The following is a 21,826-nucleotide window of genomic DNA, read 5'->3' as shown; positions in this document are numbered from 1 at the left end:
GGGCGGCCGCGGTTTGTTCAAACGCGGCATTGAGGGCCGCGCCATCGATGCTGACGGTACCGGCATTCAACAAGCCCTCCAGATAGGCCCGCGCGGCCAGTTCCTGACGTTGGGAGCGCAGCGCGGCGCGCAGCTCTACTTTCACCTGATCGAACGGCGTGACGCTGGCCGGCCGCAAAGCGGACAGCTTCAGGATGTGAAACCCTGCCGCCGACTGCACCGGCGCCGACACCTCGCCCTCTTTCATCTGCTCGATCACCGGTCGCATCTCAGGCATCAACTGCGCCAACGGCACGAAACCGATGTCGCCGCCCTGTGCGCGCGACGTGTCATCGCGCGAGTAGCTCTGCGCCAGCGCCGCGAAATCGGCCTTGGGCGCCTGGGCCCGCTTGACGAGGTCCTGCGCCTGCTTGCGTGCCGCAGTGACCGCGTCGGCATCGCCCAGCGCGGCGGGCAGGAAGATCTGGCTGACCCGGTATTGCGCCGGCACCGCCAACTGCGGCTTGGCCCGCTCATACGCGGCTTGCAGATCGGCCTGGGCCGGATAGTCGTCCGGCGCCCGGCTGACCGATTCCAGATAGCTTTGCAGCACGATCCTTTCCTGCGCCGCCTGGAACGCGCGCTTGAGCTCCGGCTTGTCCTGCCAACCTTGCGCACGAGCCTGCTCGACCAACGCCTTTTCGGCCAGGCGGGCGCGCAGCCATTGGTCCAGGCCCGTCCGGTTTTCCTTCAACTGCTCGCGCGCCTGCGGCGGCATCGCCTGCAATTGGCGCAGCAGTTCGTCGCGATCAACCTGGACCGCGCCCAGCGTAGCGATCGCGGGCGGCCGGCTGACGGGCGCGGCGGCAGGTGCGCTGGCCGACGCCACTGCGGACGGGGTGGCGGACGCCACCGCCTTGGGCGGCGCGGCCTCGCTGCTTTGGGCGTCTTTGCCACGCATCAGCGCGATGGCGCCGGCCAGCACGGCAATGAACAGCACCGCGGCAGTCAGGCGCAGCCGGTTGGAAGCGCTCAGGGACTTGGTCATGATGGAAACCTCTGTATGGCATCAGCGCGCCGCCGGACGCGCATACATCCGGCGGCGCGCTGCGGGGGGCGCGTTACGCGGCAACCGTCGTTTCGGCCGTCTCGGCCTCGGTGTCCTGCGGCGCTTCGGCGGGGGCGTCAGCAACATCCTGGGCCGACGCATTGGCACGCAGGAACAGCAGGAATTCCTGCAGCAGGCGATCCCACAGTTCGGTGGTGGCGCGCAGATAGTTCTCCGACACGCCGCCGGCCACGATCACGTCCAGCTCCAGCACCAGGAACACACCCTGCACCGACAGGCGGGCAAAGCGCTTTTCCACGTTCCAGCGGTCGGCCAGGCCGGCCGGCAGCTCGCCTTGCACGCGCAGCGCGCAGCTCAGCGTGTAGTCCAGATAGTGGCCTTCCTGCTGGGCCGGATTGCCCAGGCGGGCGGCAAAGCCCACGCCCTGGCTGGCGCTCAGCAACTGGACCATGCCGTTCTGTTCGGACAGGGTCACGCGGTAGCCCAGGGATTGCAGCAGCGCCTGCAGGCGTTCGGCGTTCACGTCGAGAATCAGGCTGGTTTCGGTCATTTCGGTATTTCCTGGATAAAGAAAAATGGCAATCGGGGGACAGACTACGGGTTGGACGTTGCAGCAGCTTGACTCCGCGGCACCTGCGCGTCGTACAGCTTGTCGCCATACGCCTGCGCCTGCTCTTCGAACTTGACGCGCGCCTTGCCCGCGAAAGGTTGCTTGAGCGCCAGGATGTCGCCGGTGCTGATGCGTTCATAGGCGGTGAGGATTTCCTTGCCCGCCTCGTACATGTCGCGGTTCTTGGCCACGCAAACCTTGACCTCCTCGTCGCGCTGCGCCAGGTTGCGGGCCAGCGTCTGGCGTTCCGCTTCCTTGGCGCGCGTCAGCGTCAAGAGCTCGTCGTACGCGCCCTTGAACTTGCCCAACTGCGCATGACTGGCCGCGATTTGCGCCTGGGCGCTTTCCATCACTGCGCCCTGCTGCTCGGCCAGCTTCTCGGCCTGCCCGCGGCTCTTGGCCAGTTGCCCGCGCAGCGACTCCAGTTCCTTTTGCGCGGCGTCGCGCTGCGCTTCGGCCGCGGCTTTCGCCGCATTGACCTGCGCCTGCTCGCTTTGCAATTGCTGCAGCTGCTGCGTGGTGCTGCGCAACTGGGCGCGCAGGCGCTCTTCCATGCTTTCGGCCTGCGCGCCGCCGGCCAGGCTCAGCCCGGCCGCGCACAGGGCCACGGCGGCGGCGAACCGCCGGCCGCGACCCGCCGCGGGCGAATGGCGGGTTTCATCCCATACGATGTGCATGTCCATGGCCTCAGAACCTGGCGTTGATTTCGAACTGCATTGTGTCGATGGCCAAGGGCGCGCCGTAGATCTCCTTGGTGCTCATCCAACGGAAGACGCCGTAGACGTTCTTCTCGAAGGCGTAGCCCGCGCCGATGTAGTAGCCGCGCGCATTCGTGCCGCCCTGGTGGAACGACGAATCGTTGAACGCGTCGGGCAGCGCATCCGGCTGGATGTACTTGTAGCCAACAAAGGCCAGCCAATCGCCCTTTTCCTTCAGGTCATACGACCGGCCCAGCGTGGCTTGCAGCATCCAGGCGTTGGGGCCGCTTTCGATGTCGCCGTTCTCGCCGAAGTTGTTGACGATGTAGCCCTGCGAGCGGCTGGCCATCTTGCTCTTGCTGTAGGCCAGGTTGCGGATGTAGTTGCCGTTCAAGCGCAAGCCCAGGCCGTCGAACACGCGCGTGTCCCAACGCAGGTTCAGGTCCAGCAAGTCGAACTTGGACGCCAGGCCCACGTACTGCGGCTGCGGCGTGTCGGCCGGGTTGAGCGGATTGGGCGCGATGTTGCGCAGCAGGAAGAGCGTATTGCCCTTCTGCATGAACGCCGGGCGCGACCAGTCGGTGTCGCAGTTCTCATCGCCCGCCCAAGGCGAGCAGGAGCTGGAGCGCTTGCCCGCGATGTTGTCGAAGTGGTAGTAGGCCAGCGCGCCGCGCAGGCTGTTCTGGTTGTTGATCTTCCAGTCGGCGCCGACCTGCGCGCCCAGCAGCCATTTGTTCTCGGTGCTGCCCTCGCTCAGCGACGACGAGTTCCAGCCGTTGTTCGCGTATTCGGTGGCGAAGGCGCCCAGCGTGCCGAACAAGGTCACGTCGCGGCCTTCCAGGGGGTGCTTGAAGATGGCGGCGACCCCGTCGAAGTTCAGATCGTTCGAGAACAGCGTGTCGGTCGATTCGAAGGGGTTGGCGATGCGCCCGCCCGTGACGGTAGCCCACTTGGCGGGGCGGTACGTCAGGTAGGCCTGGTCCAGCCAGATGTCCTTCTTGCCCATGCCGCCGCCCAAGGTCTGGGAGGTGGACACCGGGCTGTCGTCGCTGCCCGTGGCCAGCCGGATGCCGGCCGTCCATGCTTCCGAGAGTTCGGCGCGCACGCCCAGGCGCGCACGGATGCGCAGTTGGTTGCGACGGTCTTCGCGCGTATTCAGCATCGGCGGGTACCCGCCGTTGGTGTTGGGGTTGACGTCGTACGGGCCCTTGGCGTTGAGCTTGGCGAAATCGGTGATTTCGTTGCTGTTGCCGCCGTTGTAGAAGCGCGACTCATCGCGCACGCGCACGTCGCCTTCCACCGTGATGCGCGACACCCAGTCGGGGAAGGTATTGGGCTGCGCCCAGTTCTCTTCCTTGGCCTGCACCATGACTTCGGCCTTGACCTCGTCGCGGATCTGGTCGCGCACGGTCTGCGGGATGTAGGGCACGCGCACGTCGCCGGCTTGGGCCACGGCCGCGCCGCGGTCGGGGGTGGCCTGGCGCGCGGTCTTGGCTTCGGCTTCGGCCTGCGCGACCAGCGCGTCGGCCTGTTCGGGCTTGAGCACGCCTTGCTGCACCAGCAGGCGGATCAGGTTGATGGTGGCGTTCTCGGACGGCGCGGGGGCGCTATGGGCCGGCAGCGCGGCGGCACTCGCCGCGGCCAGCGCCAGCGATGCCGCCAGCCGATTCAGTTCGAACTTCATTCTGTAGTCACTCCGGGATCAGGTCTGTTCGGGATTTCAAGACGGCCGGCGGCCGGTCAGCGACGCGCGGATGGGCATGTTGGCCGAGGCCGGCGGGCGCTCGTCCAGGCCCGGCACGGCACGCAAGGCGGCGACCACGCGCGCGTCGACGTCGGCGTCGCCGCTGCCGCGGGTCAGTTCCACCCGGGTGATCTGGCCGGATGCCGTGAGCCAGATGTTGGCTTGCAGGCGGAAGGTCAGATTGCGGGTGCGCTCGTCTTCACGCAGGATCTTCTGCAGCGCGTAGGCGAGGTACTGGCTATAAGTAGCGTTGCCAGCGCGGCCACCGCCGCCGCCCGCCATGCCCTTGCCCTGCCCCGCGCCGATGTTGAACGCGTCGCTGCCGGCCTGCGCATCGCCGTCGATCTGCATCGGGTTGGCCAGGTCGTCGGCCGGGCGCGGCGGCGCTTCGTCCTGCGGCTTGGGCGGTTCGGGGGTGGGCTGCGGCTCGGGTTCGGGCGTGGCCACGGGTTCTTCCTTGGGCTGCTCGGGCTCCGGCGGCTTCTCGGGCTCGGGCGGCGGCGGCGGGGGCGGCGGCAACGGGATGATGGCCGTGACCTTGGGCGCATCGCGCCGGACGCCGGACATGTCGTTGGCCCAGCGCCATAGCGCGTAGGCCGCCACCGCCGCGGCCACCGCCACGGCCGCCAGCTTCAGCCAGCGGCGCGCCGGATGCGGGACGCGCGAGGAATCGGATGCGTGTTGCGGCATGACGTTGGTCCCGGCCCCTATTGCGGCTTGCCGGTAACCAGGCCGACCTGGGCAAGTTCCAGGCGGCGCAGCAGATCCAGCACTTCCACGACCTTCTGGTACTGCACGGCGGCGTCGCCGCGCACAATCACCGGGAAGTCGGGGTTCAGCGCTTTCTCCGTGCGCAGCCGGTCTTCCAGCTCGGGCAAGGTGACCGGATAGGCGTCCAGGAAAACCTGGCCGGCATCGTTGACGGAAATCGCCTTGGTCTTGGGCTGCGACAAGGCCATGGTGGAGCTGGCCTTGGGCAGGTTGACCTTGATGCCGGCGATCTGCGCGGTAGCGGTCAGGATGAACATGACCAGCACGACCATCAGCACGTCGACCAGCGGCGTGATGTTGATGCCGTCCACGGGCGCGTCGTCGTCATCGTCCTGGGATGCGGATACGGAAGCCATGGATGCTCCTTATGCCTCGGCGGGTGCGGGTTGCGCATCGCGCGCGGCCGGGCGGCTGGCCGCCGGCGCACGCATTGCGGGGTGGTGGGCGGCTTCCTGTGCCTGCGTCTCGCCGTGCACTTCGGCCAGGCGCGTCACGAATTCATCGACGAACACGCGCATGTCGGCGCTGACTTCCTTGTTGCGCGAGACCAGGCGGTTGTAGCCAAACAGCGCGGGGATCGCGACGAACAGGCCCATCGCGGTGGCCAGCAAGGCCGCGGCCATGCCGGGGGCGATGGCGTTGATGTTCACGTCGCCGGCCATGGCCGTTCCCAGGAACACCACCATGATGCCCAGCACCGTGCCCAGCAGGCCGATGTACGGGCCGCCGGCGATGGCGTTGGACAGCGAGCCCAGCTTGGCGCCCAGCGCCTGGTTTTCCTTGGTGCGCACGGCGTCCATCGACGCGCGGATGGCCTCGATGGTGGCGGCCGAGATCGACGTCGTGTCGGCGCCCTGCGCGCGGCGCGTGCGGATCTCGTTGACGGCCACGCGGTACAGACGCCACAAGGAGGCGTGCTCCAGGCGTTGGGCCAAGCCGGCGTCGTCGGCCAGCATTTCCAGGCGCTTGCCGACATTGGCGAAGGACTCCCGGAAAGCTTCATTGGCGCGCGCCAGGCGGGCCACGTTGCGGCTCTTCTTGATCATGATGATCCAGGACTGCACCATCATCAGCACCAGCACGCCGATGATGATCCAAGCGTCGATCGGCACCGCCTTGAGCAGGAAGCCCAGGCCGCCGAAGCCGAAGCCCGACTGCTCTTCGTCGGCGCCGTAGGCGACCAGACGCGATTCCGCGCCCTGCGAGCTGGCGTCGGCGTAGATCAGCGCCGCGGGACGCGCCACCTTGGACAGGCGCACTTCGTCGATGGCGCCCACGAACGGCGCGTAGACCGGATGCGGGGCGGCAACGGGTGCGGCTTGCTCCGGCACCGAGCCGTCCGCAGCCGGCGCGGCGGCAGGGGCGACCGGCGCGGCCGGCTTGGGCACATCGCCACCCAGGGCGGCGGTCGTGCCAAGCGGCGGCAAGCTGGCAGCCAGCGACGCGGTCGCGCGGCCGTTCACGTACAGGTGGACCTGGCTGCCGTCGGCCGTCACGGCCAGGTGCTGCCAGGCGGCGGGCGTCAGCGGCTGGCCGGGCTGGCTGCGCTGGCCGTTCACTTCCACGAAGGGCACGCCCTGGTTGATACCGATCAGCAAGGCGTTGCCGGCGTCGCGGCGGGCGTAGATCAGTTGTTCGCCAGCCGGTTGATCGGCACGGACCCAGGCGCTGAACGTGAAGGCGCCCGCGGCGGGAATGGCCAGCGACGGGCTGGCGGGCAGCATCAGCGGCGCGGCGCCCGTGAACTGCGCGGCACGACCGATGACGCCATCCACGGCGGCGCCCGTCGGCGTCTGCCCGTGGTTGCTGTAGGCGGTGGTGTCGCGCGGCGGCGCGCCGGCCGCGCCGTCGAAGTGGTAGACCAGCGTGTAGTTGGGGTCGAACGTCAGTTGCCCATTGGCCGAGGCCGGCGCCTTCTGGTTGCCGTAGTACATCCAGATGTCCTGGCGCTGGCCGTCGGCCACTTCAGGCACGTCCACCCACACCAGCGCCATGCCCAGCAAGGGGTCGAAGGATTCCAGCTGGTGGTTCAGCACGGTCTGGTCGTCGGCCGCCACGAAGCGGATGTCGGCGCCCTTCTCGTTGATGCCGTCAAAGGTGAAGTTGCCGGTGTGCAGGCGCACCAGCAGCGGCGTGCGGCCGGCCGAGCCGCCCAACGGCATGCCCTGCGCGGTGCTGTCGACGGTGATTTGCTTGCGGTACTGCCAGTCGGGCTGCCACCAGGCTTGGGCGGCGGACGGCAATACGCCGGCCAGCACGGTCAGTAGGAGCATCAATAAGCGTTGCATGGTCAAGACTCCGGGAAGAATGCGGTAATCGCGTGCGCTCAGAAGCTGGCGCGTACGCTGAAGTTCAGGCGAGGATCGTGTTTGCGGGTGTTGGGGCCGTCCTTGAGCGGATAACCCCAGTCCAGCGAGCCGGACAGCCAATCCAGCACTTGCAGGCGGGTGCCTAGGCCGACGCTGGCAAGCGAATAGCTCGCGTCCTGTTCAGGCATGGGGTCGCGCAGGCGCAAGGTGGCGGCGTCGGCAAAGGCGTAGAAGCGCCATTCGTTGACGTTGGCGCCCAGCCAACGGGCGAGCGACGGCGTGCGCCATTCGACCGAGCCCAGCAGGCCGTCGTCACCGGTGCGCTCGGCAGCAAGGTAGCCGCGCACGCTGGTCGCGCCGCCGGCCGAGAACTGTTCGTTGGACACCAGGGCGCCCGAGGCCAATTGGAACGACCCGCGCAGGCCCAGTTGCCAGTCGCCGAACAGGTTCTGCGTGTGCGTGCCGTCGCCGCGCAGCAAGGCGAAGCTGGGGCTGGCCCGATAGCGCTTGTCGTCGAATTCCTTCCAGCCGCTGCCTTGATTGAAGAAGGAACCGCTGGCGCCCACCACGGACAGGCCCAGGCTGCTTTGCGACGACTCGGAATAGCGGTAGCCGTTGTAGGCCAGCGTGAACGGCAGGTACTTGATCGGAACCTGGTCTTCATTGGCGCCGAAGCGCGTGGACTCGTCGAACTTCTTGTAGTCCAGGCCGATGGACAGCGAATTGCTCCAGTCGCCTTGCGGTTCCATCGTGTAGATGGCGGACAGGCCGAAGGAGTAGCCCTTGCCCAGCACGTTGGTGCCGCCGATGGTGGCGACGTTGCTGTCGCTCTTGTAGCCCGAGAACTGCAGGCCCCAACGGCTGGAGAGCGGCATGGAATACGAGCCCGACCAGACCTTGGCGTTGTCGGTTTCCTGCGGCGCGGTGAAGAAGGTCAGGCTGACGGAGTGCCCCAGCTGCCACAGGTTGTCGTAGCCCAGCGACGCCGTGCTGCGCAGGCGCGTGGTGTCGGCGCTGTAGTCGTTGTTCAGGCCCACGCTGGCGTGCCAAGGGCTCTTGTCTTCGACTTTCAAGTCCACGTCCATCGTGCCCGGCATGCGGCCTTCCTTCACCAGCGGCACGACCTGGCGGCTGGCGCCCTTGTTCAGGCTGGTCAGCTCGGCCTGTGCGCGGTTGAAGTTGGGCACCTGGCCTTCCTGCAATGCCGGCACCTCGTCGCGGATTGCCAGCGGGGAATAGTGCTGCGCGCCCACCACCCGCACGCGTCCGACCTTGGTCTCGGACACTTGCAGGAACACGATGCCGTCGGCCACTTGCTGTTCGGGCAGGTCCACATACACCGACTGGTAGCCGCGTTCCTGGTAGATGGCCTGCAAGGCTTCGCGCGCGGACTCGATGTCGGCCAGCGTGCGGTCCGGCCCCAGGTAGGGATAGACGGCGCGTTCGATGTCGCGGGCTTCAAGCACGGTGTTGCCACGCACGATGTACTCGTTGATGTTGACGCGGCGCGCGTCGGCGGCCGCGGCCGGGGCCGCTTCGGGCGCCGGCGCTGCTTGCGCCCACGCCGCGTGGATGGCGGCCGTCAGAACGAAGGCTTGCGGCGCGCGGCGCAATATGGCGCGCAACGCGCTGCCCCTACTTTCGAAATCATGCATAGCGATGCACTCGGTTCCTTGTGTGAAAACCGGTTGGTACCGGCCGCTGCCGTGCCGTGCGCTTCGCGACAATCCCGTTACGGTTTTTGCCTGCTATCCCGCGTCCACAGCTTCTGCTTGTTACTAGACGTACTGGGACACCCAAGACCGCGCGTTGTAAGAAAAACTTCATGAAAAAGAATCGGAGCGGCCGCGGCGGGGGCCGCCCGGCAGGAATTCTGGCCGGGCAAGATGACGGCGCTGGCATGCAAAGCGCAAAAAAAAAGCGGCCAGTGAATACTGGCCGCTGCATGACATTGCGATGACCGCCGGCGGCTAGCCGGCACACCGTCACATCGTCAGCTTGCGCCGTTCCTCCTCACGCAAGGCGCCGGTCTCGCTGGCATTGAGCGGCCCAGCGCCCAGCACCTGCACGGCGCTGGCAGCGTCATACGCGGGCGCAGACGCCGACGGGCTGCCTTGTGGCGCCGGGGCGGCGCCGGCCACGGGTTCGTCGCCGTATCCCAGGATCTGCACGTTGATCACCGATGGCTGGTTCTGGCGCGCCTGGCTTTGTGCGCGCTGCGCGGAGTCCTGCGCCGCATTGACCGCCGAGGTAGCCGCCGCGCTGGCCGAGGACAGCGCGCCGGTGTTGACGGACGCCGCGACCGGCACGCCCGCGCTGTCGCCCTGCGCCTGGATGTTGGCCGCGTTCACCACCTGCAAGGCCGCGATGTTCACGTTGCCCGACACGCGGATGCCGGCTTCGCCCGCATCGATGGTGCCCAACGGCGCATACAGATCCACGTCGCCCGCCGGCACCTCCGGCAGCGGCGCCAGCGTCGCGATGCCCGCGCCCGTGCTGGGGGCGTTGGGCGACAAGGTCACGTTGCCGAACGCGTCGTAGACACGCTTGGGCGGCGTGTACAGCACCGTCGTCTTGGAACCGCGGCCCGCGTTGATGTCGCCCTGCGCCGACCACGCCGTGATGCCGCCGCCAAACGTGGTCATGACGCGGCTTTGGCCCAGCAGGATGCTGCCCAGCGCATACAGCTGGATGCTGCCCTCGCCCTGCGTGATGATGCCCGCGGATGCCGGCGGCGCGACGCCCTCCACGCCGAACACCTGCTGCCCGCCCGGCGTCATCAACTGGATATCGCCGCCGAAGGCGCTGCGGATGCCCGATGCGCCATACAGCGTGATGTCGCCTTGATACGCGCCCGGCGCCGTCTCCGGGAACAACGCGGCGATCGCCTGGCGGCCCCGCAGGTAGCTGCCGCTGCGCGGACTGGCCTTGTCGTTGTATTCCCGGCCGCCCGACCGCAGTTCGGCGAAATACACCTGGCGGGCGAAGATTCGCTGCTGCGCCGCCGGCAAGGCGGCGAAGTAAGCGCGCGCGTCGTCCGTGCTGCCGGCAAAGCCATAGCGCTGCGTCAACCACAGCAGCAGTTCCGCCTCGTACGTCTTGAAAGCCAGGCCCTGGTCCACCAGCGGACGGCTCGGGTCCGCCGCGTTGGTCGGGTCCAGATACCGCGCCAGGAAGCCCGCGTAGTCCGGTCCCTTGGCGCCCACGCCCGCCTGCACGGCGATCGATGCGCCGGGGCGATGGTCGCCGGGCAGCACTGCGCCCAGGCTGTTGATCGACGCCCGGTCGCCCATCAGCACATGGCGGCCGGCGGTGACTTCCAGCGCGCCGGGGCCGGCCACCTGGAAGGAACTGTAGAGAATGTCACGGCCCGCCGACACCCGCGACACATCCAGCGCATCGCCGTGCAGGAACAGATTGCCGGACGAGGTAGCCGAGGCCACGCCCGCGGCAAAGTAGTAGCCGTTGGTCGTCGGCACGTTCAACTGCGCGCCGTTATCGGTGCCGGAGGCCACGATGTCGCGTCCAGCCATCATCCATACCGGGCCCGCGGCCTCGTACCAGGTCTGCCCCAGGTTGGGGCCCGCGATGATCGCCAGCGTTTCACCGCTGCGCAGCCCCACGATGTCGCCGTCGCGGGCATACAGGCGCGTGACCTGGCCTGACCCGGCCGCGCTGGCCGTGGGCGCATCGAAGTAGAACAACGGGAAGTGCGTGTTACGGGCGCCGGTGATGCCGTTGGCACCCTGGTTGCTCAAGGTGACGGCACTGGTGGCCTGCGAGGTATAGCCCGCGAACGCCGGCGCCAGCACATTGGCCACGCTGGCCGGATCGGCCCCCGAACGGTTGATGGCGTAGCCGCCCGCATAGATCGAATTGCCCGCCAGCAGCTCGAGCTGGCCGCGCGCGCCGGGCGCTAGCGTCAGCGAATACGGCAGGCCGCCGTCCTCGGCGTTCAGGTAACCCGCCGAGACGCCCGCGTAGATGCTGCCGTCATACGCGGTGGCGCGCAGGATCGAGGGGTACAGATAACGCGCATCCGACGCGGACGTGTTGCGGCCGGTCTGCAGCGCCAGGCCCTGGGCGCTGTGCGACGTCTGCCGGCTGGGCGTCAGATTACCGCCCGCGCTGGACAGTTCAATGGCGGTGTTGGCCGTCCACATCGAAAACCAGCTGTAGCCGCCGCCATCGATCTGCGTGCCGTCGCGCAACCGGAACGGCGTGCTGTTCTGCAACGCGACACGGCCGGGATCGCTGGCGCCGCCCACTACCAGGTCGCCACGTGTGTCCACCCGAATCACCGCATCGCCCGGAATCAGCGCCAAGCCGCCGGTGGCGCTGGCCAGCGAGGATTCATAAGGATCGTAGCCTCGGCTGTCCTTGGCGTCGCGCAGGGCTGGCTGGCTGCCATAGCGCAGATCCAGTCCACCGATCGCGCCGCCCGCGAACTGCACACTGCCGCGCAGGTTGATCAGCGCGCCTTGCATGTCGATGGCGGGATCACCGTAGTACGGCGTAGGCCCGGAGGTCGACGACACGCCGCCTCGGGCATTCTGCGTGGGGTTGAGCGCCCCGCCGATGCGCAGGTCGATATCGCCGCCACCGGTCAACGTCATGCCGCCGTCGGCCGCAATGCGGCCGGTGCTGCCCACCGCCACGACCAGTCCCTGGCTGCGCGGGTTGCTACGCGAACCGCGCGCCTCGATGTTGCCGGCATCGCCGTCGGTGCGCACGCTGACATTGCCGCCGCCCAGCGCGCCAAAGCCGGTAAAGCCCACCAGCAACGGCGTGTTGTCCTTGAAATCCGACGGTGCCTGGGTGTAGCTGCCAAAGTTGATCCACCATGCGGTTGGCGTATCGCCCCCGTTTGCGCTGCCCGTCCCCTGGCGCCATAGCCAATTGCCAACGCCCACGCTGGCATCCACCCTGCGGGCGTCGTACGTGCTTTGCGCGGTCAGGCCCCACGCGTCGCCGCGCAATGCGCCGCCTGCGTACAGGCTGAGGTTGCCGCCGGCTTCGGGATACCAGGCCTGGTAGCCGCTGCCTGCCGTCACAAACGGTTCATAGGTCGCCGCATGGTCGTCGCCCAGCACCGTGGCGCCGAAGCGGCCGCGCGGCAATTGGTAGGCGGACGCAATGTTCGCCGACTGCGTACCGGCGGTGTACACGCCATAGGCCGACATCAGGCTGATATCGCCCCCCGCGTTCAGGTCCAGATCGCCGGTGCCGGTGCGCAGCACGCTGAAATTCTGGGTATGCGGCGTCACCGACACCCCGTTGGCGTCCCCGCGCTCGCAGAATCCTTCGATCACGTCGCACAACCAGGCCATATCGTCCGGCACCGGCGTACCGGGCTCGAAGCCTGACTGCTCGGCGTCCGGCCCCCAGACCCACCCGCCGCCCTGAACCAGACTGGCGTTGTAATGCGTGTCCGCCAGCGTCAACTTGCCGGCGGTCGGCCCGGTCAGCACCCGGCGCGGATCGGCCGCGTCCAGGTCGGCGCCGGCTACCAATTGCACCGACCACGACTGGCTGCCCGCGGGCAGCATCTGGGCCACGGCCCAATTGCGCCGCTGGTCTGCGGACGTGCCGGGCCGCAGGTCCACATAGTCGGTGCCAGCCGGGAATACCAGCTTGGTCTGCGACGGAATGAACGCGCCTTGCTTGAGCGTAATGGTGCCTTCCATCAGCAGCACGTTCGGCTCATAGCCTTGCGTCGTGTACAGATTGGGCAGGGCCACGTTCGCGGGCCAAGTGAACGACTGCAGCGACGTGCCGCCGGCCAGCAGCGTGCCCGCCCCGAGGCGCGTGCCGGCGGGCAGGTCCACCGCCTGGCTCAGCACCGTGCCAGCGCCGTACAGCAGTTGGCCGGACGCATCACGCACGTCGCCGGACAGCACCGTGCCGCTGGCCAGGGACAGCTCCTGGTCGAGCGCGGCCTCCACCGGCAAACGGGTGCCCGCCGCCAGTTTCACGGCCTTCAGGGGCAAGGGATAGTTCAGCGTCTTGCCGCCGGGGAACTCGGTGCCGTCCGCAAGCGTGACGCCGCCGCGCGGCAACACCACGTCGCCGCCAAACGGCTGCACGCCGGGCGTCAGCACCCAGCCGTGCTCGTCGTCCGGCGTGGCGGCCGGCGGCGCGAAGCCGTCGTTGATGCTGCCGTAGACATCCAGGTTGCCCTTGGCGCGCAGGATCAGCGCGCCGGCCTCGCCCGAGCCGTATACCCCCGTCAACGGCGTGCGCGGGTTCACGCCTGCGTAGCGGTAGCGCGACAGGTCCAGGTCGCCCTGCACCACCAGATCGCCGTCGGCGGTCTTGCTGACAATTTCCACGCCCGGACGCAGATGGAAAACGTCACGATAAGTGGCGTTGTTCAGGCCCGCCAGCTTGCCGTTGATCAGGTTGCCATTGACCACCGCTCCGTCCATGAAGGCGGTGCTGTCGTCGTGCTTGGCTTGCAGGTAGGCCTGATTGATGATCTGGTAATCGCGGCCGTTGGTCCGGTCACCCGGATTGCCCACCTCGGCATCGTCATAGCGCTGCATGGCGGTCAGCGTGATCGACTTGGCGCCGTCGATCGCAAGCGGGCCGCGCGCCTCGATGGCGATGTCGCCATAGCGGGCGGCGGACCCCGGTACCCCGCCGCCGTTGATTTCCGAGTTTCCGGAAGCATCGATGCGCGGCGCCAGCAATTCCAGCGTGCCGCGTTGCACGCCGTCGAGCTGCCCCGCGGCGGCTGTACCGTGGCGCAGGTCGATACGCGCGCCGCTGGCCAGGGTCAGCACGCCTTGGCCTGAATTCAGTTCCACCACCGCGCGGTTCGGTGCGTCGATGATCTTGCCGTAGCTGTCCACGCGCAGCACCGTACTGTGCGCATCCAGCACCGACGTCCCCGACAACGTCAAGCCGTCGCGCGCCGCCAGGCGGATGCGGCCTACCCGCTCGCCGCTGGCGTCCACCCGGCCCGCCACCGTCAGGCTGCCGCCGTCGATCGACAGGTTGACGTCGTTGGCGCGCAGCGTGTCGCCGACTGTCAAGCTGCCTTGCTTGATCTGGAAGCTGCGCGCCCCGAGCACGCCGCCGTCGTTCAGGCGTTGATTCAGCGCGTCGAAATCGGCGTTCAAGGCGCCCGCCGCCCCCAGCCGCTGCGCGCGGATGTCGATGCTGCCCGCGCGATACGGCACCGCGGTGCCGCCGGCGTCGTAATGGCCCGAGCTGGCGCCCAGGATGCGGCCCAGCAGCTCCACCTGGCCTGCACCTGGCGCCAGCGCCACGGCCCGCAGGCTGCCCGCGTTGTTCTCCAGGGCCGACAGATCGATCACCGAGCCAGCCTCTTGCCGGATGCCGCCCTGGCTGCTTTCCAGGATCAGGTCGCCGCCCCAGCTATAGCGCAACACGTCGTTGAAGGCGATGGCGCGGCCGGCCACGTCCAGTTGCGACGTGCCGCTCAGCACCACGCTGTCGCGGCCTTGCAGCGTCAGCTTGCCGCTGGGCAGCACGATGGCGCCGTCCACGCGCACATTGGCGCCCGCCAGGCTCAGTTCCGCGCCCAGTTCCTGCACGGTTGCCGCTTGCGCGCCCGGCAGCGCCGCCACGCGGACGTCGCCCCCGGCCGTGATCTTGTTCACGGACCCCGCCAAACCGGTCAACAGCGGCGTGTTCAGGTCGAGATTCCCGCCGCTGTAAGCGTAGCCGCTGCCGCTGGCATACGCGCCTTGCGATTCATATACCGCCAGGCTGCCACGATGATTGGCCGTGATGCGTTCGCTGGCGTTCAGGTTGACGCTGGCAAAGCCCAGGGCCAAGCGGCCGTTATCGTCCAACCCGCTGGGCTGCGCGCCCTGGCCGTAGCCGAACTCGATGCGTTCGGCCTCGATGCGCAGCACACCGTGGCCCGTGCCGGCCCCGCCGGCCGCCACCGCCCCAGGCGCCTGCGTGGCGCCGTTCCAGATCAGGTTCTGGGTGCGGATGCTGGCCTCGTCACCGGTCGCACCGTAGCCGTAGATGGCGGGCGTCCCCAGGGACAGCGTGGACAGGCTGTATTTGCCCGTGAGCGGGTCGCGCGTATCCAGCGCGACCGTGCCGTAGAAATTCATGGACTCGCGCGCCGTCAGCGTCAGCCGCTCCAGCGCCGGGGCGCCGGTGCTGGTGTCGCCACGCAGCAGACGGCCGAGGATGTTCTGGTTCAGCGTCAACCCGTTGGGCAGCACGCCACGCGCGGCCGCCTGTGCCAGCGCATCGGCGGTGCCCGCGTTGATCGCCCCGACCGCCAGCGTCAGGTTGCGGGTGCCATACAGCACCTGTTCGCCCAGGTCGAACGTGCCGTTGGTGGCCGCGGCGATCGTGCCTTCGGAATACAGCCGCGTCACGCCCTGGCACGGCAGCGCCGCGCAGGTGCCGACGCGGATCGCGCCCGTGCCCAGCGCATCGGGCGCCAGGACATCCAGGCGGCCGTTGGACACGGCCAACACCCCCCTGCTGCCGGGTTCGAACGCGTACCCGTCGGTGGAATCCACCGACGGCGCGCCGCGGCCCAGCGTCGAGATGCCGGCACCCGCTTCAAGCTCGATCGTCCGCGCCGAAATCAGTACCTCGGGCGCCGCCAGTTGTGCGCCGGCGCGCATCACCACATCACTGGCGTCGCCCTGGAAGGTATAGAAGCGGCCGCCCTGGCCGTACATCACCACTGGCAGCGCGCCAATCACCAACCGGCTGGCGCCCAGCGCCACCAGCGCATCGGCCTGCACCGACGCGCCCGCAAAACCCGCCGTGGGCGCCTGGCCTGCCGCCAGGATCTCCACATTCGAACTGCCGCCGCTAAGCGCCGCCGCGCCGCCAAAGCCGCCTTCTGCGGGCTTGAAATCGGCAAGGCCATCAAAGCGCAACGCCTGCCCGTCCTGCGAACCGGCATGGATTGCCAGGCGCAAGGTGCGTCCGTCGGCCGGCAGCATCGCGCGCGGCACGCCCCGCGTGGCCGCATCAGCGCGCACAAAGCTGGCGTAGCTGGTCTCGTTGTATTGCGAATAGGTGCGCAGCACGTTGGCCGGTGTCAGGATCACCGGGGTCGCCAGGCTGTCGGCCACCCGCGTACCCGCAGTGGACAGCGTGCCGCTGGCCGCCCACGACAGATTGCGCATCTGCGCCGGCGCCATGGTGGCGCCCGGCGTCGCACCGGTATTGATTTCGACGCGGAACGCGCCAGGCAACAACGCATAAGTCGACGGCATCAGCGTATAGGTACCTGCCGGCAAGCCCGGCACGCCCGCGCCGATCGTGATGCTCTGCCCCAGGCCCGGAGCCGAGGCGCCGGCTTCGCCGCCGACCGGCGCATAGCCTGGCTGCACACCCGGCACAATGGCATAGACCGGATTGGCCGCCAGCCCGGGTAAGGTGAAGCCGCCCTTGGGATTGTTGCGCACCAGCGGGGAATAACGCGCGTCGGTCGAGCCGCCGCGTCCGGACACGAAGCCCGCGCCGGTCAGTTCACCGCCACCAGACAGGTCCAGCACCGATCCCGGCAGCGCGTCCACATCGCGGAACCCCAGCGTGATGCCCGTACGCAACGACGCGCCGCTTCCCGAGCCGGTAGCGCCGCCGGCGCCCACCAGCGAGACTTCCGCGCCCTTGAACTTGTACGACACGCCATCGGTCGTGCCACCGTAGGGCATCAACAGCCCCGCGCCGCTGACCGAGGTCACGCTGCCGGGCAACAAGGTCAGGCGCTGCGTGCCCAACACCGAACTCACGTCGCCCAGGACAATGGCGCCGAGCGGCGCACGCACCACACCGCCCTGCTCCACGTTGGTTGCCGCCAGGCGCAGCGAGCCAAATGCCGAATACGGCACGGCTGGCAACGGCGCGGTGGCGTCGCCCGACCGGCCCACCCGCAGCGTGCGGGTCGGATCGAACACATTGACGCCGGATACCGGATTGCGGGTATAGCCCGCCAGCACCTCGGCCTCGGCGCCCGTCACCGGATACAACTGCGCGGCGGTCAGGTCCAGATCGCCTCGCGTCCACAGCCGGGTGCGCGGTTCGCTGTCGTTGTTCAGCAAGAAGCGCAGGTCGCCGCCGCTTTCCAGCGTCACCCGGTCAAAGCCCGACCGCGCCACCGCCAGGGGGCCACCCACGCTGCGGTTGATGCTGCCCTGGGTGCCGAACGACAGGCTGTTGCCCACTTCCAGCAGGTCGGTGGCGCGCACCGTGAAGACGCCGTCTCCCACCGAAGGCGCATCGCCAAACAGCACGCGTGGCCGAATCATGCCGTTGGTGGCGTAGTACTTGCCCGGCCCGGACAGGCGAACCTGTGAAGCCGTCAGGTTCACGCGTGTTGCCGGGTCGGCATCCGGCGCCCGCGAAAACGCCCCGGCATACAGCCGCAGGCTTTGGCGCAGCGTGATATCCACCGCGCCGTCAAACGACATCAATCCATTGGAGAGCAGCCCCAACTGATCAAAGCCCCCGCCCGCCAACAGGCGCGCGACGTCCAACCGGGTCTGCCCGTAGCGCAGCGCGTCGGCCGCCTCGCCCGGCAGCACGTCCGAGGCCAGGGCGTTGCCGCTGCCTGCCGCCAGCACCAGCTCGCGCGGCACTTGCACCTCCATGCCGGACGGGTTGTCACCCGCGCCGCGGTACAGCGGCGTTTCCAGCGCGATATCCAGAGCGCCGCCCGCGGCGCTTGCGCCGCCGGCCCGCGCGATGAAGGCGCCGTCCAGGAACAGGCCGTTGTAGGAACTGAGGGCGATGCGGCCGCCGTTGCGGTCCAGCTGCAAGGGGCCCACCCCGTTCACGTCCACGGTCGCAGTCGAACCGGACGCATCCAGCACCGCGCCCGGCCGGATGATGACGTAGGCGTCGGAAGCGGTTGCCGTGGCGCGGTCATGATTGATTTCACCGCCGATCACGATGACGCCACCCGCGTCCGCCACGCCATAGCGCCGGCCCTGCGCGTCCACGCCGGTTTCCGCGCGGCCGGCCACGTTCAGCACCGCCTGCTCACCAATCCAGATCGACCGGTTGTGCACCTGGCCCGTGGCGGTCTCGATGGACTCCGCCACATCGATGTCACCCATGCGCAGTTGGCGGATATCGATCTTGCCGCCGGCGGCCGTCAGCGCGCCCAGCACCGTGATCTGGCCCGCGCCGCGCAGTTGGATCGACTGCCCCGGGTCCACATTGATCTGCGCGCCGCGGCCGACAAGCAACGCCGCCTCGGCGTCCGCCCCCGGCAGCGACAGGCTGCGGCCGCTTTGCAGTGACAGGCTGGCGCCGCGGCGGCGCGTCACCGTGCCCGCCACGGGGTCGTGCAGGTAGACCGGCGGCTGCCAGGTTTCCAATGCCGCACGAGCCGGCGCGCCTGTCGCGAGCCCCATCGCATCACTCACCGGCCGGTACACCGGCATCGACACGTCGATGTGCGCGCCCTCGGCCACCGAGGCGCCGCCGCTTCCGGTGATCTCATAGCGCGAGAACCCCTGCTGAAACAACGGCGCCGCCAGCGCCAGCACGTCGTCGCCGGCGTCAGACGGTTTGGCGCCCAGCACGACCTTGCCCGCCGTCACGGCCAGCGTACCGCCGCCCTCAACACCGTAGCCCCGCAGTTCCGCGTCCAGCACCAGCCGGCCGCCGGTGGCGGTACCGCCCGCCACCGCTTCCACGGTCACGTTGCCGCCCTTGCCGCCCGTGACGTTGCCCTTGGCGCGTAGCGCGGCGCCCGAACCCACATCAATCACGCTGCCGGATTGCAGGTCCATATCCAGGCTGCTGCGCAGCGACACGCTGCCGCCGTTCAGATATGGCATGGCGCCGGTCCGCCCCGGCCCCAGCGCCAGGTTGGCCCAAAGGCCCGACGTGTCCAGGCGCGCCCGCGCGCCCAGCGTCAGCCGGTCGTCGGTCAGCCCGCCGCCCGCGTTCGCCACGCCCGCCGTCGTGTCGGCCATGCCGCTGGGCGTGGCCTGCAACAGCACATTGCCCAGCCGGATGCTGCCGGCGTTGGCCGTCAGCGCGGCGTCCACCGCCAGGTTGTTCGCGAACAGCGTGATGTCGCCCGCCGGGGCCACCGTCAGGTCCGATTGCACCGCAATGTCGCCTGCGGCGATCTTTACGGCGCCCAGGCCAAAGCCATTAAGCCGCGTCGTATCCAGGTGCAGGATGCCCGTGCGTTCCTCGGGCAGCGCCGTGGCCAGGTCCAGACCGGCGGCAACTGCCGCCACCCGGTCGGACAGCACGACCGGATCGACCGTGCCGTCGCCGCGCCCCAGCGCGTACTGCAGCGCGCCCGTGGCCTTGCTGTAGTACGGCGTATAGGTGCCCACCACCAGTTGGGCGCCGCGCGCCACCGCGCGCTGCGATTGCTGGTAACCATCCAGGCCGGCCTGCGCCGCCGCGTTCTGCCGGTCACCCTGGAACGTCGTGCCGATCAGCTCGCCTTCCAGCACGGCACTGCGCGTGCCGATCACCAGACGGCCCGCGTCGCGCCCGACGGTGTAGCCGGTCTCGAAACGCTCGCGCGGCGCGATCAGCGGGTTGTAGAAATAGCGCGTCTGCCCCCAGCGTTCACTGTTGGCCTCAAACCCCTTGTATAGCCCCGTATAGGCCAGGTCGCCCGGCGCCCGCGTCACCTCGTACAGCCGGCCATCCACCCCGCGCAGCCAGCTTTGGCGGACCATGCCGTCCTGCACGTCCAGCGTGCCGCCCGACAGGTTGATCTGCGAGCCGGCCCGCGTCACCACGTCGCCGCCGTTGAATTCGACGTTGCCGCCCTGCGCCATCCACTCGTTGACGGCATGCCCCTGCGTGCCCAGATAGCCGCTCACCTCCAGCAGGCCGCCGGCCGTGTACCAGCGGTCCGTGGCGTAGCCGTTCGTACCCGCCGGCACCAGCACCAGGTCTCGGATATCGACCCAGACGTCGTTGTTGTTGAGCTTGCCGCTGTCCCGGTTGACGGGGGCATCGCGCTGCTCGTTGCCCTGCACGTTGATCTTGAGACTGTTGTTTTCCATCGCGACGGGCACGCCCACCGCGCCCGACACGTCCAGCACCGCACCATCGCGCAGCAAACTGCGCTGCGCGGCCTGGACGGCGATCTGCCCGCCGGTGGCCAGCGTGATCGAGCCCGCCGTGAAATCCACCGTGCCCGAGCTGCTGATCTCCACCCGCGACAGTTCACGCCGGTCGGCCCCCGCCGCCAACAACGGCGAATCGCCTTGCGCCGCCGGCGGCACGCGCAGGCCGTCGCGCTGGCTGTCCAGCGCCAGGGTGCCGCTGCGGTCCAGCAGAATCGCCGTGGTGCTGTTCTCGGCCACCGTGATCCGGCCGTCCGCGCCCGTCGCGGTCAGGTGCACCGTGCCGCGCGTATCGACCGACGTGCTCGACAGCACCACGCCGCCCTGCACCACGTCGCCGCCCGTCAACGTCACGTCGCCCGTGGCAGCCTGGATCAAACCGGTGTTCACGACGCGCCCCGGCGTACCCGCGGGCGTCACCTCATTGCCCTTCGTCGTGGAGACGAGGTTGCCCGATGTGCCCTGACCGCGCTTGATCACGAAGCTGTCGCCGGCCGCCAACAGCGCCTGACCGCCCGGCGTGTTGATCGTGCCGGCGTTCGCGGCTTCCTTGCCCAGCAGCAGCACGTAGCCGCCGCCAGTGGTGGAGGAAATCGGCGTCGCAGTCTGGATGGCGGCGCCCGGCTGCACCTCGACACGGCCCAGCGCGTCCTGGAAAGTCGGTTGCGCGCCGTTGTCGACGTAAAGCCCCTTGTCGCGGAACTGTGCATCCGTGATCGTGGCAGCCGCTGCCACCAGGTTGCGCGCGTTCACCTGGCTGGTGCCAGTGAAGATCACGCCGTTCTGGTTCACCACCATCACGGTGCCGTCGGCCTTGATGGCCCCCTGGATCTGGCTGGGCTTGGCCGATGCGCCGACCACCCGGTTCAGCACCGCATCGTCCACGCCTTGCTTGAATTGCACCGTGGTGTTGCGGCCAACGTTGAAGGTGTCCCAGTTCAGGATGGCCCGCGATTGCGTCTGCTCGATGGTGACAACCTGCCGGCCGTTCTCCACGCTGGACTTGGCGGCTTTCGCGCCTTCCCATTTCGCCAGACCGCCCTCGGCCGCCCATAGCCCGCCTTCGGTCAGGCCGTCCGGCACATCGCCGCCGGTAGCCGCCGCGGCGGCACGCGCCGCGGCCTGGGCGGCCTGCTGCGCGGCCACCGCTGCGGCGGTGCGGTTCAAGTTGTCCAGCGAACGCTGCAGTTGCTGCCGCGACTGTTGCTGCTGGCGCGCGCTCGCGCCGATGCCCGCGACGCTGCCATCCGGCATGCGGCCCGTGCGCTGCGCGGTGGACTGCACGGCGTTCTTGTCGGAAAACCAGCCGGGGCTAAATGCACGCGTTTGCGCCTGCGCCGCGCTGCTGGCGCTACCCGCGATCAACAGCGCAGTGACCGCCTGCGACAGCGGCGTCGGACGCCAGTTCGGACGCCCGCGCCCCGGCGTACGCGCCCTGTTTCCCTTACCGCCCATTTCCGACATCCGTGCCTGCATGATCGCCATCCCTTGTTCCAATCGCGCGTGTTCGTCACCTAGAACAAGACAGACGGATGGAAAAATGCCGACCAGAACCCTGTCACAAATAATTCATCAAGGCACC

The 21,826-nt window shown here is 68.7% G+C and carries 9 protein-coding genes; all 9 read right to left on the bottom strand.

Features of this window, described 5'->3' with window-relative positions; translation table 11 throughout:
- Positions 1–1,027, bottom strand: a 1,027-nt coding sequence (locus tag AC27VE_RS08290) for a peptidylprolyl isomerase (RefSeq protein ID WP_488703552.1), incomplete at its 3' end; no start/stop codon positions are given.
- Positions 1,028–1,100: 73 nt separating this feature from the next.
- Positions 1,101–1,598, bottom strand: coding sequence for a YbjN domain-containing protein (locus tag AC27VE_RS08285; RefSeq protein WP_427956455.1), 498 nt, complete (start codon positions 1,596–1,598; stop codon positions 1,101–1,103).
- Positions 1,599–1,642: 44 nt separating this feature from the next.
- Positions 1,643–2,335 carry a DNA repair protein gene (locus AC27VE_RS08280; protein WP_234818412.1) on the bottom strand — a complete coding sequence of 231 codons (693 nt, stop codon included), beginning with the start codon at positions 2,333–2,335 and terminating at the stop codon, positions 1,643–1,645.
- A 10-nt stretch (positions 2,336–2,345) separates the two neighbouring features.
- Complete coding sequence (locus AC27VE_RS08275) at positions 2,346–4,040, bottom strand: putative porin (protein ID WP_006222016.1); 1,695 nt, start codon at positions 4,038–4,040, stop codon at positions 2,346–2,348.
- A 36-nt stretch (positions 4,041–4,076) separates the two neighbouring features.
- Positions 4,077–4,790, bottom strand: a complete 714-nt coding sequence (locus AC27VE_RS08270) for a TonB C-terminal domain-containing protein (protein WP_006222017.1) — start codon at positions 4,788–4,790, stop codon at positions 4,077–4,079.
- Positions 4,791–4,807: 17 nt separating this feature from the next.
- Entirely contained in the window at positions 4,808–5,227 is a 420-nt protein-coding gene (locus tag AC27VE_RS08265; RefSeq protein ID WP_006222018.1) for an ExbD/TolR family protein, read from the bottom strand.
- 9 nt (positions 5,228–5,236) lie between these two features.
- Positions 5,237–7,159, bottom strand: a complete 1,923-nt coding sequence (locus AC27VE_RS08260; protein WP_488703551.1) for a DUF2341 domain-containing protein — start codon at positions 7,157–7,159, stop codon at positions 5,237–5,239.
- Between the two features lie 38 nt (positions 7,160–7,197).
- On the bottom strand, positions 7,198–8,835 hold the full coding sequence (locus AC27VE_RS08255; protein ID WP_488703550.1) for a ShlB/FhaC/HecB family hemolysin secretion/activation protein: 1,638 nt from the start codon (positions 8,833–8,835) through the stop codon (positions 7,198–7,200).
- 330 nt (positions 8,836–9,165) lie between these two features.
- A complete protein-coding gene (locus AC27VE_RS08250; RefSeq protein WP_488703549.1) occupies positions 9,166–21,729 on the bottom strand; it encodes a filamentous hemagglutinin family protein in 12,564 nt (4,187 codons plus the stop codon).
- Between the last annotated feature and the right edge of the window lie 97 nt (positions 21,730–21,826).

It is taken from the genome of Achromobacter sp. 18P8.1.1 (assembly GCF_057799415.1).
Note: the sequence above shows the minus strand (reverse complement) of the source record. Positions and strands in the feature narration are given on the sequence as shown.